At 62.8% G+C, this 12,207-nt stretch carries 13 protein-coding genes; 12 read left to right on the top strand and 1 reads right to left on the bottom strand.

Annotated features, from left to right (window positions below; genetic code table 11):
• The first annotated feature begins 11 nt into the window (after positions 1 to 11).
• The 11 genes from FLM52_03500 to mgtE all read left to right on the top strand — a co-directional run bounded on the left by FLM52_03500 (position 12) and on the right by mgtE (position 10,077).
• On the top strand, positions 12 to 1,067 hold the full coding sequence (locus FLM52_03500) for a KpsF/GutQ family sugar-phosphate isomerase (GenBank protein ID NVN54861.1): 1,056 nt from the start codon (positions 12 to 14) through the stop codon (positions 1,065 to 1,067).
• A 126-nt stretch (positions 1,068 to 1,193) separates the two neighbouring features.
• Positions 1,194 to 1,763: an HAD family hydrolase gene (locus FLM52_03495; protein NVN54860.1), complete on the top strand. Its 570-nt coding sequence runs from the start codon at positions 1,194 to 1,196 to the stop codon at positions 1,761 to 1,763.
• Positions 1,763 to 2,446, top strand: coding sequence for an LPS export ABC transporter periplasmic protein LptC (gene lptC / locus FLM52_03490; GenBank protein NVN54859.1), 684 nt, complete (start codon positions 1,763 to 1,765; stop codon positions 2,444 to 2,446). Before FLM52_03495 ends, lptC begins: the two co-directional genes overlap by 1 nt.
• Positions 2,447 to 2,614: 168 nt before the next feature.
• Positions 2,615 to 3,133 (top strand): lipopolysaccharide transport periplasmic protein LptA, encoded by a 519-nt coding sequence (gene lptA / locus FLM52_03485; GenBank protein ID NVN54858.1) that lies wholly within the window; start codon positions 2,615 to 2,617, stop codon positions 3,131 to 3,133.
• A gap of 3 nt (positions 3,134 to 3,136) precedes the next feature.
• On the top strand, positions 3,137 to 3,877 hold the full coding sequence (gene lptB / locus FLM52_03480; GenBank protein NVN54857.1) for an LPS export ABC transporter ATP-binding protein: 741 nt from the start codon (positions 3,137 to 3,139) through the stop codon (positions 3,875 to 3,877).
• A gap of 233 nt (positions 3,878 to 4,110) precedes the next feature.
• The gene (locus FLM52_03475) at positions 4,111 to 5,559 is read left to right on the top strand and encodes an RNA polymerase factor sigma-54 (GenBank protein NVN54856.1); all 1,449 of its coding nucleotides are present in this window, start codon (positions 4,111 to 4,113) and stop codon (positions 5,557 to 5,559) included.
• 660 nt (positions 5,560 to 6,219) lie between these two features.
• Positions 6,220 to 6,528 (top strand): ribosome-associated translation inhibitor RaiA, encoded by a 309-nt coding sequence (gene raiA / locus FLM52_03470; protein ID NVN54855.1) that lies wholly within the window; start codon positions 6,220 to 6,222, stop codon positions 6,526 to 6,528.
• A gap of 9 nt (positions 6,529 to 6,537) precedes the next feature.
• On the top strand, positions 6,538 to 7,008 hold the full coding sequence (locus tag FLM52_03465; GenBank protein NVN54854.1) for a PTS fructose transporter subunit IIA: 471 nt from the start codon (positions 6,538 to 6,540) through the stop codon (positions 7,006 to 7,008).
• Between the two features lie 137 nt (positions 7,009 to 7,145).
• Positions 7,146 to 8,087, top strand: a complete 942-nt coding sequence (gene rapZ, locus FLM52_03460) for an RNase adapter RapZ (protein ID NVN54853.1) — start codon at positions 7,146 to 7,148, stop codon at positions 8,085 to 8,087.
• A complete protein-coding gene (locus FLM52_03455) occupies positions 8,074 to 8,343 on the top strand; it encodes an HPr family phosphocarrier protein (GenBank protein NVN54852.1) in 270 nt (89 codons plus the stop codon). Before rapZ ends, FLM52_03455 begins: the two co-directional genes overlap by 14 nt.
• A 378-nt stretch (positions 8,344 to 8,721) precedes the next feature.
• Entirely contained in the window at positions 8,722 to 10,077 is a 1,356-nt protein-coding gene (mgtE, locus tag FLM52_03450) for a magnesium transporter (GenBank protein NVN54851.1), read from the top strand.
• Positions 10,078 to 10,185: 108 nt separating this feature from the next.
• Here mgtE and pmbA read toward each other — a convergent pair whose 3' ends face one another.
• Positions 10,186 to 11,556 carry a metalloprotease PmbA gene (gene pmbA / locus FLM52_03445; GenBank protein ID NVN54850.1) on the bottom strand — a complete coding sequence of 457 codons (1,371 nt, stop codon included), beginning with the start codon at positions 11,554 to 11,556 and terminating at the stop codon, positions 10,186 to 10,188.
• A 76-nt stretch (positions 11,557 to 11,632) separates the two neighbouring features.
• Here pmbA and FLM52_03440 point away from each other — a divergent pair, with 76 nt between their 5' ends.
• Entirely contained in the window at positions 11,633 to 12,136 is a 504-nt protein-coding gene (locus FLM52_03440; protein NVN54849.1) for a DUF615 domain-containing protein, read from the top strand.
• Positions 12,137 to 12,207 lie beyond the last annotated feature (71 nt).

Here is a 12,207-nt window from a genome sequence, read left to right as displayed (position 1 = left end):
ACAATTCGATCATGACCGAGCCTTCCAGCACTCCACACGCCACCACACCTGGCGCCTCAGCATCCAGCCAGTCCGCCGCCGCTGATGAGACTCCGGCCAGCCAGGCGGATTTTCGCGCCAGCGCCCGTCGCACCTTCGCCATTGAAGAGGCGGCCATCGCCGCGCTTGAAAGCCATCTCGATGACGACTTCGACCGCGCCTGTCAGCTGATGCTCGCCACCAAGGGCCGCGTCATCGTGACCGGCATGGGCAAATCCGGCCATGTCGCCAGCAAGATCGCCGCCACCCTGGCCAGCACCGGCACCCCGGCCTTCTTCGTCCACCCCGGGGAAGCCAGCCATGGCGACCTGGGCATGATCACGCCGGCCGATGTAGTACTTGCGCTGTCCAACTCCGGAGAGACCGCCGAAGTCACAGCGCTGCTACCGCTCTTGAAGCGCATGGGCACCCCGCTGGTCTCGATGACCGGCAAACCCGGCTCGACCCTGGCGCGTGACGCCGAGGCGCATCTGGACACCAGCGTTGCCCAGGAAGCCTGCCCGCTGAATCTGGCACCCACCGCCTCGACCACCGCTGCGCTGGTGATGGGCGACGCCCTGGCGGTGGCACTGCTTGAGGCGCGCGGCTTCACTGCCGAGGAATTCGCGCTTTCCCATCCGGGCGGCAGCCTGGGTCGCCGCCTGCTGCTGCGAGTCCAGGACGTGATGCATCATGGCGACGCCCTGCCGCGCGTGGCACTCGGCAGCCCGCTGCGCGATGCGCTGCTCGAGATCACGCGTCAGGGCATGGGCTTCACCTGTGTAATCGATGATGACGACCATCTGGTCGGCGTCTATACCGATGGTGACCTGCGCCGCACCCTCGACCAGCACGGCGATCTGCGCGCGCTGAAGGTCGATGATGTCATGACCCGCGGCGGCAAGACCGTGCGCGCCAGCATGCTGGCCGCCGAAGCGGTGCGCATCATGGAAGAAAACCGCATCAGCGTTCTGGTAGTCTGTGACGAGGATGAGCACCCCATCGGGGCCATCCATATGCACGGCCTGCTGGCCAGCGGCGTGATCTGAACTCCCGCGGGCGTTCGCTGTCTCTGTTCGACGGCAGATCGTCCCGGCAAGACGCCACCGCTCAACGCCCATCAGCGCCGTTCACAGGACAGCGTCAAGCATGCACGGAGTGCGAGGAGAAAGACCATGAGCGACACGAATTCCCTGAGCGAAGAATATCCGCAGGACATCATCGACCGCGCACGCCGCGTGCGTCTGCTGGCGCTGGATGTCGATGGCGTGCTCACCGACAACCGCCTGCACTACGATGCCAACGGCGTCGAGACCAAGTCCTTCCACGTCCAGGACGGTCATGGCCTCAAGCTGGTGCTGCGCAGTGGCGTTCGCGTCGCGCTGATCACCGGCCGCAGCTCACCGATGGTCGAGCGTCGCGCCAAGGAACTGGGTATTCAGGATGTCATCCAGGGCCGTGAAGACAAGCTGGTCGCATTGACCGATCTGTGCCGCGAGCACGGGATCGAGCTGGAAGACGTCGCCTATTGTGGCGATGACCTGCCGGACCGCGAAGCTATTCGGCGTGTCGGCCTCGGCGTCAGCGTGCCCAACGCCATGGCCTACGTGATGAGCGAGGCCAACTGGGTCACCTCGCGCCAGGGCGGCGATGGCGCCGTGCGCGAGCTCTGTGATCTGCTGCTCAAGGCACAGGGCCACTGGGCCTCGGTGCTGGATACCTACCTGCAGGAGTCGCGTCCCTGATGTTACGTCTGCCCCGCCCTTCTCCGCGTCTCTGGCTGATGCTGCTGTTGCTGCTCGTCGGTGGCGTGCTGGCGCTGATCGAGCAGCGCAACAGCCTGGAATCGACCGTCAATGTCGAGGTCGACAGCAGTGAGCCGGATTACTATCTCGACGGGGCAGACATGACACGCTTCGATGCGCGCGGCGTGGCGATCCAGTCCATGAGCTCGCCGCATATCGAGCATACGCCAGGCGATGACGTGACCCGGGCGCAGACCCCGAAGATTCGCACCAACGACAGTGAAGACCGCCGCTGGTATGCCACGGGTGACAGTGGCGTGTTGAGCGCCGGCGGCGACACCTTCACTCTCGAGGGCAATGCCAGACTGCGCCAGCCCGATGACCGCTGGACCCTCGATACCGATGTCCTGCACTACAGCCGTGATCAGAATCGCGCCTGGAGTGACGTGCCGGTCGTGATCACCCAGAATGGCCAGCATGTCGAAAGCGACAGCTTCAGCGCCGACCTCTCCCGGGATTCCGCCGTGCTGCAGGGCCGCGTCCGCAGCGTCCTGCAACCCGGTGCGGGCCAGAGCGAGGCCAGCAAGGAAGCCGAGCGCATAGACTCGGGCACCGAGAGCACCACTACCGATGAGGGGCGCGTCAACAGCACCTTCGAGGCAGCGCCTGCCAGCGGTGAATGAACCCGCCGGGCTGGCCGTCGCGCCATGACCCGCGCCGCAACACCTTCTTCCCTGCCGCTCGATGGCATCATTGCTCGGGCGGCGACCCCGTCATGCCAAGGAGCCACCATGACTTCCACGACTCGCAAGCCCTTGACGGCCTGTCGCCAGACCCTCAACAGCGGTGTCATGGCGCTCTGCCTGGCACTGGGCATGTCTACCTTCGCCCCGGCCGCCATGGCGCTGGACAGCGATGCCAGCCAGCCGATCAACATCGCCGCGGATGCCCTGTCTCTCGATGACAAGGCCGGTACCGCCACCTATACCGGCCAGGTGGAGATGCGCCAGGGCAGCATGAAGCTCGATGCCAGCCGCGTCGATATCAGCCGCGCCGGCAGCGGCGAGATCTCGCTGGTCAAGGCCACCGGCAAGCGTGCCTACCTGGAACAGCAACCCGCACCCGACGAGAAGCTGGTCAAGGGCTGGGCCGACACCATCCGCTACCATGCGCTGGAGCGCCGCGTGGAGCTGGTCGGCAATGCGCGCCTCGAGAAAGGCGATGACACCTTCGAAGGCGGCTACGTGGAGTACTTCCTCGACAAGCGCCAGGTGAACGCCAACAACAGCAAGACGGCACAGCAGACCGAAGGCGGTCGCGTGCACATGACTCTGACGCCGCGCGGCGCCAATGCCAGCAAGGAAAACTGAGTGATGACTGCTGCTACTCCGCGTACGTTGAGCGCTCGCCATCTGGCCAAGGCCTACAAGGGCCGCAAGGTGGTCAAGGACATCTCGCTTGAGATCCGTCAGGGTGACATCGTCGGCCTGCTGGGCCCCAACGGCGCCGGCAAGACGACCTCGTTCTACATGATCGTCGGGCTGGTGCGCGCCGATGCCGGCAACGTCTCCATCGACGACAAGGACCTCTCCGCTGCCGCCATGCATCAGCGTGCACGCGCCGGCATCGGCTATCTGCCTCAGGAGGCGTCGATCTTCCGCAAGCTGTCGGTAGCCGACAACATCATGGCGATTCTGGAGACCCGCAAGGACCTGGATCGCAATGGCCGCAAGGCACGCCTTGAAGAGTTGCTCGAGGAATTCAGCATCACGCATATTCGTGCCAGTGCCGGCATGAGCCTGTCCGGTGGCGAGCGTCGACGGGTCGAGATCGCCCGCGCACTGGCCACCGAGCCGGACTTCGTGCTGCTCGATGAGCCCTTCGCCGGCGTCGACCCCATCTCGGTGGGAGAGATCAAGAGCATCGTGCGCCAACTGCGCGATCGTGGCATCGGCGTGCTGATCACCGACCACAACGTGCGCGAGACACTCGATATCTGTGACACCGCCTATATCGTCGGCGATGGCCAGATCATCGCCCACGGTGACGCGGACTCCATCCTGGCCAACCAGCAGGTGCGCGACGTCTACCTCGGCCACGAGTTCACGCTCTAGGGTCAGCGGCTGCGCTGAGCCCACCGGAGGCGAAAGCTTCAAAAGCCGCTGCGTGATTTTATCGCGTAGCGGCTTTTTCATGTCTGACATCAGACGCATGCATGACGTCCATACCACCTTGGTGGAAACATGGCATGCAAGTTGCTTTAATATTCACGGCAACCACTTGTCAGTGGCCCGAGTCACGGTATAGCGTAGTAAGCACGTTCCTTTGCCGTGAATTGACTGACTCCATGAAACCCACCCTGCAACTCCGCCTCGGCACCTCGCTGACCATGACGCCGCAGCTTCAGCAAGCGATCCAGCTGCTGCAGCTGTCGACGCTCGATCTGCGTCAGGAGATTCAGCAAGCCCTCGAGTCCAACCCCATGTTGGAGCTCGACGAGGACTACGAGTCGCTGGATGTCATCGAGACACAGGATACGAGCGAGATCTCCACTGCCGACTCCTCGAGCGAGATTCCCGAGGAATACCCCCTCGACAGCGACTGGTCGGACCTCTATCAGGACCACGCCGGTAGCCTGACCAGCTCCGGCAGTGGCAGCGGGAGCGAAGAAGGGCCGGACTTCGATCGCAATACAAGCGTCGAGAGCCTGCAGGACCACCTGCGCTGGCAGCTGGCGATGACCGACCTCGATAGCCGTGAACGCCAGATGGCGGAGAGTCTGATCGATGCCGTCGACGGTGCCGGTTACCTGAGCCTGTCACTCGATGAGCTGGTCGATGGTCTGCGCGGCCAGGGCCTGCCCGGTCTCAAGGCTTCCGAGCTCGAGCAGGTACTGCTGCGTCTGCAGCAGTTCGACCCGACCGGCGTCTTCGCCCGCGACCTGCGCGAGTGCCTGCTGCTGCAACTGGCGCTGCTGCCGGATGATCTGCCGCTGCTGGCGCAGGCGCGTCGCTTGGTACGTCAATTCCTCGAGGCACTGGGCAACGATGACCGCAAGCTGCTCAAGCGCCGACTGAGCCTTGACGATGACGAGCTGGACCACGTCATCCGCCTGGTGCGCGCGCTCGATCCGCGTCCGGCATCCGCCTGGGGCGAGCCCGCCAGCGATTACGTGATCCCTGATCTGCTGGTGCGTCATACCCGCCACGGCTGGCAGGTCGAGCTCAACCCGGAAGCGCTGCCCAGGCTGCGCATCCAGCCGGAATACGCCGCACTGATAAAGCGTGCCGACAAGTCCGCCGACAACACCTTCCTCAAGGACAACCTGCAGGAAGCGCGCTGGCTGATGAAAAGCCTGTCATCACGCAATGACACCCTGCTCAAGGTCGGCCGCGAGATCATGGCGCGCCAGGTCGACTTCCTCGAGCAAGGCGAGGAAGGCATGAAGCCACTGATTCTGGCCAACATCGCCGAAGTGGTCGAGATGCACGAATCGACCATCTCGCGGGTCACGACCCAGAAATACATCCACACCCCGCGCGGCGTCTTCGAGCTCAAGTTCTTCTTCTCGAGCCAGGTCGGTGGCAGCGGCAGTGGCGACGCCCACTCAAGCACCGCCATTCGTGCCCGCATCCGCAAGCTGATTGCGGAAGAACCGGCTCGCAAGCCTCTCTCCGACTCACGCCTGGTCGATCTGCTCGCCAGCGATGGCATCGAGGTCGCACGCCGTACCGTGGCCAAGTATCGCGAAGCGATGGGCATCCCATCCTCCAGCGAGCGCAAGCGTCTGGCCTGAGGCATCACCTGCAGCTGCCATGCCCTGCTTTCACCTCCACAATGGCAGCCGCCGCCAACCTCAGACGCTGGTTTTCTCTCTCACCAGCCTCTGACATTACTGACACCGGCGCGCCTGTTGCGCGCCCTGTCATGCCGTCAACCACTCGTCAATGACCCATCATGGCCCATGACGGCGCGCAGGATGTTGGCAAAAATCCATCATTCCGGCAGCATCATTTACCGTCAATCGCATGTTTTTAAAGTCACTTTTGGCCGTATTGCACCGGGATGACACTCGGTGATCCTTCCGGCACGCTGCTTGCTCCACGCAACCCAGGCGCCTGAAAGGCGGCGTACATGCAGGGATTGGCGACGAAAACCCGCCTTCTTGCGCGCCTTTCATGCACCACCCTTCAAGCGTGACCTTGAAGTCCATTCCGCTACCCTTCATTGAGTTGAAGACAAGCACTGAGCCACGATGCAGCGCAGCGTTGATCTTTGCGCAAAGCTTGGGCATTGTCGGTACAGACGCTCACGACATCTGACGCCGCTGGCAAGGGCGCGAAAACATCGCCAGACGGCGGCCGTCAAGCCTGTTGCAGAGCGTCCGATCAGGGTTTGCTCGTAGTCAAAAAGGGTTACAATTGAATGGCAACCCGCTGGATAAAGGAGCGTGTCCATGCAAGTGAATATTACCGGGCATCATGTGGAACTTACCGATCCTCTCCGCGATTACGTCAACGAGAAGCTCGCCCGCCTCGAACGGCATTACGACAACATCACCAATGTTCAGGTGACACTGTCGATCGAGAAGGAGCGCCAGCAGGCTGCCTGCACCTTGCACGCAGCAGGCGCTGACCTCCACGCCCTGGCAGAAGACCCCAACATGTACGCTGCCATCGACGCGCTCGCCGACAAGCTGGATCGCCAGCTGGTCAAACACAAGGAAAAGTCCCAGGCTCGTGCTCAGGGCACCGGGACCCGTTGACCTTCAGCCATGACACTTGATCAGATCCTCCCCCCCGAGCGCACCCTTTACGGTGTCCCCGGGGGGAGCAAGAAGCGGGTGCTTGAATTCTTCAGCACCTTCATCGCACAGAACATTCCCAGCCTGGATAGCCAGGAAGTCTTCTCGCGCCTGATCGGGCGCGAGAGACTGGGATCGACCGGCATCGGCCACGGTGTGGCCGTGCCCCATGCACGTAGCCCGCATTGCAAGACGCCAATCGCTGCGTTTCTGAAGCTCGGTGAACCCATCGACTTCGATGCCATCGACGGAGAACCCATCGATCTGCTGTTCGTGCTGCTGGTGCCTGAGGAAGCGGATGAAACCCATCTGACGCTGCTCGGGCAGGTCGCGGAATTGCTCAATTCCCCGACCAATCGCTCGGCCCTGCGCCAGGCAGACAGCCAGCGTGCACTCTTTGAGGCATTGACCCAAGCCATCGCCGAATTACCGGCGCGCTGAATCACAGGCCCGGACATCGTCCGGGCTTTCGTCTTGCTGGCCTCCCATCGGCCGACGTACAGCGCACTGATAGCGGGCAGCCTTCTGCCCCACCCCTGCATTCTTTCGACGTTGACCTCGCCCTTGGAGAGCACTTCATGAAGATCGTGATCATCAGCGGCCGCTCCGGCTCCGGGAAATCCATCGCTCTCCAGGCGCTGGAAGACATTGGCTACTATGCCATCGACAATCTGCCCGGCATGCTGCTGGCGCCACTGGTCGACCAGCTCGAACAGGACAGTCCGGCACGCCGACGTATCGCGGTCTCCATCGATGCCCGCAACCTGCCGGAAGCCTTGACCCGCTTCCCCGAATTGCTCGACAACGTCCGCCAGAGCGGCATGGACGTGCAGGTCGTTTACCTGACCACCGATTCGCGCGTGCTGCTGGAACGCTACTCGGCGACCCGTCGTCGTCACCCTCTGACGCGCGACAACGACCACACCCTGGCCGAGGCCATCGAGATCGAGCAGAAGACGCTCGCTCCCATTCGCCAGAAGGCCGATCTGGTCATCGACTCGACCAACCTGAGCGTGCACGATCTGCGCTCCCGGATCACCGAGCAGGTCGCCCAGCACAGCTCTCGCCACCTGACGCTGACCTTTGAATCCTTCGGCTTCAAGCATGGCGTGCCGACCGACGCCGACATGGTGTTCGATGTCCGCTGCCTGCCCAACCCGTACTGGGACATCAACCTGCGCGGCGATACCGGTCGCGATGACAGCGTGGCCGAATTCCTGCGGCGCTACCCCACCGTCCAGGCGATGCATGACGATATCGCCGGCTGGCTGGAACGCTGGCTGCCCGCCTATCAGGACAGCAATCGCAGCTACCTGACGGTGTCCGTGGGCTGCACCGGCGGCCAACATCGCAGCGTCTACCTGTGCGAGCAGCTGGCGAGCTACTTCGCCGAGCGCCTGCCGGAGGTGCGTCTACGCCATCGTGAACTGGGTATTCATACCGCACTGAGTCATGTCGATACCACAGGCGAAAGCGACTCAGACACCAGCACCGAGGAGAGTCGCGATGGCCTCTCGTGAGCTGACGCTGACCAACCGTCGCGGGCTGCACGCCCGCGCAGCCACCAAGCTGGTCAATTGCTGTGCGCCCTATTGCGCGACGGTGATGGTCAGCCATGGCGAGCGACGCGCCAATGCAGCCAATGTCATGGCGTTGCTGATGCTTGCCGCACCCTGCGGCACCAAGCTGTTGATCGATGTCGAGGGCGAACAGGCCGATGAGGCGATGCTGGCCATCGAGGCGCTGTTCGAGGCGCGTTTCGAGGAAGACGAATAACCGCCACTGACAGCGCTGTACATTTGCGCTATGCGCTCAGCCTTCCTTCCTCAGCCAGCTCGCTTCTTGGTCAACTATCTTTTCGGCCCGCTCGCTTATCGGCCAGCTCCCCCCCTCTGGCAGCCCCCCCTGGCGACACCATCAACGGCTCGCGTGGGATGCCTGGCACCTGATCTTGCACCTATCCTTTCACCTACCCTCCCCCCTTTCCCTGCACCTATCCTTGCGCTTGACAGCCATGCAACGCTGCTTTTGCGCCAGTGGCCGGAACGCGGATTGTCCTTTCGATAAGAAACGCTGTTCTCTTTTGTCGACGCGCCCCCCTGAGCCAATGGTAGAATCAGCACTGTCCTTCATGTCGACAGGGGAAGCCGACAGATGAGCAAGACGTCTCGAAAACTCAAGCCAAGACTTGATCGCCTGTCACAGGCGCTGGAAAGCGGCGAGCTGGAACAGGCAAGACGCATGCTCAATCGCGGCCTCGCGCCGGTGGACGTGGCCCACCTGCTCGAATCCTCGCCCCCCAAGGAGCGTAATCTGCTCTGGGAGCTGGTCGATGCCGAGCTACAGGGCGATGTCCTTCAATACCTTGGCGAAGACATCCAGACCGACTTCCTCAAGGACATGGACGCCGTCGACGTTCTCGCCGCTACCGAGAACCTGGAACCGGATGATGTCGCCGACATCCTGCAGCGCCTGCCGAATACGGTGATTCTCGAAGTCCTCGACTCCATGGAGGCGCAGGAGCGTCTGCGCGTCGAAACGGTACTGTCCTTCCCGGAGGATACCGCCGGCGGCCTGATGAACACGGACACCATCACCATTCGTCCGGACATCACCCTGGACGTGGTGCTGCGCTACATTCGCCGCCACGAGCGCCTGCCCGACTCCACCGATACCCTGCTGGTCGTCTCACGACGCGATGAATTCATCGGTGCGCTGCCCATCAACCGCCTGCTGGTCTCGGACCCCGGCGTCACGGTGCGCGAAGTGATGGACACCGACAGCGTGGTGATCCCGGCCCTGATGCCGGAGAACGAAGTCGCTTCGCTATTCGAGAAGCACGATCTGATCTCGGCGCCCGTGGTCGGCGGCGATGGCAACCTGCTGGGTCGCATCACCATCGATGACGTGGTCGATGTCATCCGTGGCGACGCCGAGCACCAGGTGATGTCGATGGCGGGGATGGATGAGGACGAAGACACCTTCTCTCCCGTGATACGGACCTCGTGGCGCCGCGCCGTCTGGCTCGGTATCAACCTGCTGACCGCCTTCATGGCCTCCGCCGTGATCGGCATGTTCGAAGGCACCATCCAGAAGATCACCGCGCTGGCCGTGCTGATGCCCATTGTCGCCAGCATGGGGGGCATCGCGGGCTCTCAGGCACTCACCGTCCTGATCCGTGGTATCGCGCTGGGGCACGTCAAGAGTGGCAATGTCAGCTGGCTACTCAAGCGCGAAGTCATCGTCGCGGGACTCAACGGCCTGTTATGGGCCGTGGTGGTGGCAGGCATCGCCATCGTATGGTTCGGGGATGTCCAGCTGGGGGCAATCATCGGCGCCGCGATCATGATCAACCTGTTGATCGCCGCCGTGACGGGCACACTGTTGCCGGTACTGCTCAAGAAGCTCAATATCGACCCTGCCCTTTCCGGCAGCGTGATATTGACCACCGTGACCGACGTGATCGGCTTCATGGCCTTCCTGGGGCTGGCGACCTGGCTCTATCTGTAATCCCCGACGGGTGCGGGTATTAGTGATTACCCCAGAAACAACACGGCCGCTCCCGAGGGAGCGGCCGTGTTGTTTGTCGCCTGTCGCACGAGACAGAAGCGTCAGCGATCAGCCTTCCAGCTCATCATCTTCTCCTTCGGACATGCCCGCGACGGTCATGCCATCGATCAGCCAGCTACCACTGTGGATGCTGCCACGCGTATCGACATCATCACCGACCGCCAGCAGATTGGCCGCCATGTCGCGTAGATTGCCGGCAATGGTGAATTCCTCGACCGCATGCTGGATCTCGCCGTTCTCGACCCAGAAACCGGAGGCGCCACGCGAGTAGTCACCAGTGACACCGTTGACGCCCTGGCCCATCAGCTCGGTCACCAGCACGCCGGTCCCCATCTGCTTGAGCATCTCATCGAGCGAGGTCAGCGGCGCGGTGATGCGCACGTTGCGCGCGCCGCCAGCGTTGCCGGTGGTCTGCATGTTCAAGCGACGGGCACTGTAGGCGCTCAGCATGTAACTCTGCACCTTGCCGTTGGCAAAGTAGACATTGTCACGCGTCGCGACGCCATCGTTGTCGAAGGCGGCGCTGGACATGCCACCGACTTCCCGCGGCTTCTCGCCCAGCGTGAACCAGTCGGGGAACAGCGGCTGGCCCAGGCTATCGCACAGGAAGCTGGACTCACGGTACAGCGAGCCGCCGGCGATGGCAGACAGGTAGTGACCGATCAGACCGGCCGACATTTGCGGGTCGAACATCACCGGCATGCGACCCGTCGCCACCTTGCGCGCATTCAGACGCGCCAGCGTGCGGCGAGCAGCTTCACGCCCCACCGACTCGGGGGAACGCAGGTCTGCCGGATTGCGCACGCTGGTGTAGTCATAGTCACGCTGCATGCCCTGTGCATCCTTGGCGATCAGCATGCATGACATCGAGTGACGACTGCCGCACTGGCTGGCCAGGAACCCATGGCTGTTGCCATAGACCTGCACGCCTTCGCCACTGGAGAAGCTGGCGCCTTCGGACTGCGCGATGCCTTCCACTTCCAGCCCGGCACGCTCACAGGCCAGTGCCAGGTCGGTCGCTTCATCGACGCTGATCGCCCAGGGATGATGCGCCTTGAGGTCAGGGAAGTCGGTGGCCATCAGTTCGGCCGGCGCCAGCCCGGCAAAGCTGTCTTCGCCGGTATAGTGCGCGATGGAGACCGCCTTCTCGACCGCGGCGCGGATCGAGTCGCTGCCGGCATCGGACGAGGTCGCACTGCCCTTGCGGTTGCCGAGATAGACCGTCACGCCGATGCCCTGATCGCGTGACAGCTCGACGGTTTCCACCTCACCGTCGCGCACCGAGATGCTGACGCCCTGATCGACGCTGGCGCCGACCTCACAGGCATCGGCGCCCAGGCTGCGGGCCAGCTCGAGCGCTTCGCTGACGCGACGCTCGAGCAGTTGTTGCTGAGCAACGGCATCAAAGGCCTGGCTCATGTTGTTCTCCTTCTGAGGAGACGGGGCGCTGGCAATGCTATACTGCCGCAAATTTCCCCGACTCGTTGGAATTGGCATGCGTAAAGAAAGATCTGAGGAGCTCGTCGAGCGTCCCAGCAAATCCCAGATGAAGCGTGAAATGATCGAACTTCAGGCACTGGGCAAGAAGATCATCGACATGCCGGCCGGGCAGCGCGCCAAGTTTCCGCTCTCCGATGACATGCTGGCCGCCATCGATGAATGCGGTCGCATTCGCAGTCACGAGGGCCTGCGTCGTCACATGCAGTACGTCGGCAAGCTGATGCGCAAGGAAGACCTCGAGGCCATCAATGCCGTCTTCCAGAACATGGAACAGCAGAGCATCCGTCGTGATGCCTCCTTCCAGCGCCTGGAGCGCTGGCGTGACCGCCTGATCGAGGATGACGAAGCCTTCGTGATCTTCGTCGAGGACCACCCCGAGGTGGACCGCCAGGCACTGCGTCAGCTGATCCGCAACTCACGTGCCGAACGTGATGCCGGCAAGCAGCCCAACAGCGCCAAGAAGCTCTTCAAGCTGCTGCGTGCCGAACTCGATCTCTGATTCTGGCATTTCCCGCTTCATCGACGCCGCTGCGGCCCTGCCACGGCGGCGTCGTCATGTCTGCTCCCTGT

The organism is bacterium Scap17, from assembly GCA_013376735.1.
In the GTDB taxonomy this organism is placed as follows: Bacteria; Pseudomonadota; Gammaproteobacteria; order Pseudomonadales; family Halomonadaceae; genus Cobetia.
This window is presented reverse-complemented; position numbering and strand designations above follow the sequence as displayed.

Coding starts and splice junctions, on each gene's coding strand:
- lptA (NVN54858.1), top strand. CDS start 2,615: ATGGCGCTCTGCCTGGCACTGGGCATGTCTACCTTCGCCCCGGCCGCC.
- mgtE (NVN54851.1), top strand. CDS start 8,722: ATGAGCAAGACGTCTCGAAAACTCAAGCCAAGACTTGATCGCCTGTCA.
- lptC (NVN54859.1), top strand. CDS start 1,763: ATGTTACGTCTGCCCCGCCCTTCTCCGCGTCTCTGGCTGATGCTGCTG.
- rapZ (NVN54853.1), top strand. CDS start 7,146: ATGAAGATCGTGATCATCAGCGGCCGCTCCGGCTCCGGGAAATCCATC.
- FLM52_03495 (NVN54860.1), top strand. CDS start 1,194: ATGAGCGACACGAATTCCCTGAGCGAAGAATATCCGCAGGACATCATC.
- FLM52_03455 (NVN54852.1), top strand. CDS start 8,074: ATGGCCTCTCGTGAGCTGACGCTGACCAACCGTCGCGGGCTGCACGCC.
- FLM52_03475 (NVN54856.1), top strand. CDS start 4,111: ATGAAACCCACCCTGCAACTCCGCCTCGGCACCTCGCTGACCATGACG.
- pmbA (NVN54850.1), bottom strand. CDS start 11,556: ATGAGCCAGGCCTTTGATGCCGTTGCTCAGCAACAACTGCTCGAGCGT.
- FLM52_03465 (NVN54854.1), top strand. CDS start 6,538: ATGACACTTGATCAGATCCTCCCCCCCGAGCGCACCCTTTACGGTGTC.
- lptB (NVN54857.1), top strand. CDS start 3,137: ATGACTGCTGCTACTCCGCGTACGTTGAGCGCTCGCCATCTGGCCAAG.
- FLM52_03440 (NVN54849.1), top strand. CDS start 11,633: ATGCGTAAAGAAAGATCTGAGGAGCTCGTCGAGCGTCCCAGCAAATCC.
- FLM52_03500 (NVN54861.1), top strand. CDS start 12: ATGACCGAGCCTTCCAGCACTCCACACGCCACCACACCTGGCGCCTCA.
- raiA (NVN54855.1), top strand. CDS start 6,220: ATGCAAGTGAATATTACCGGGCATCATGTGGAACTTACCGATCCTCTC.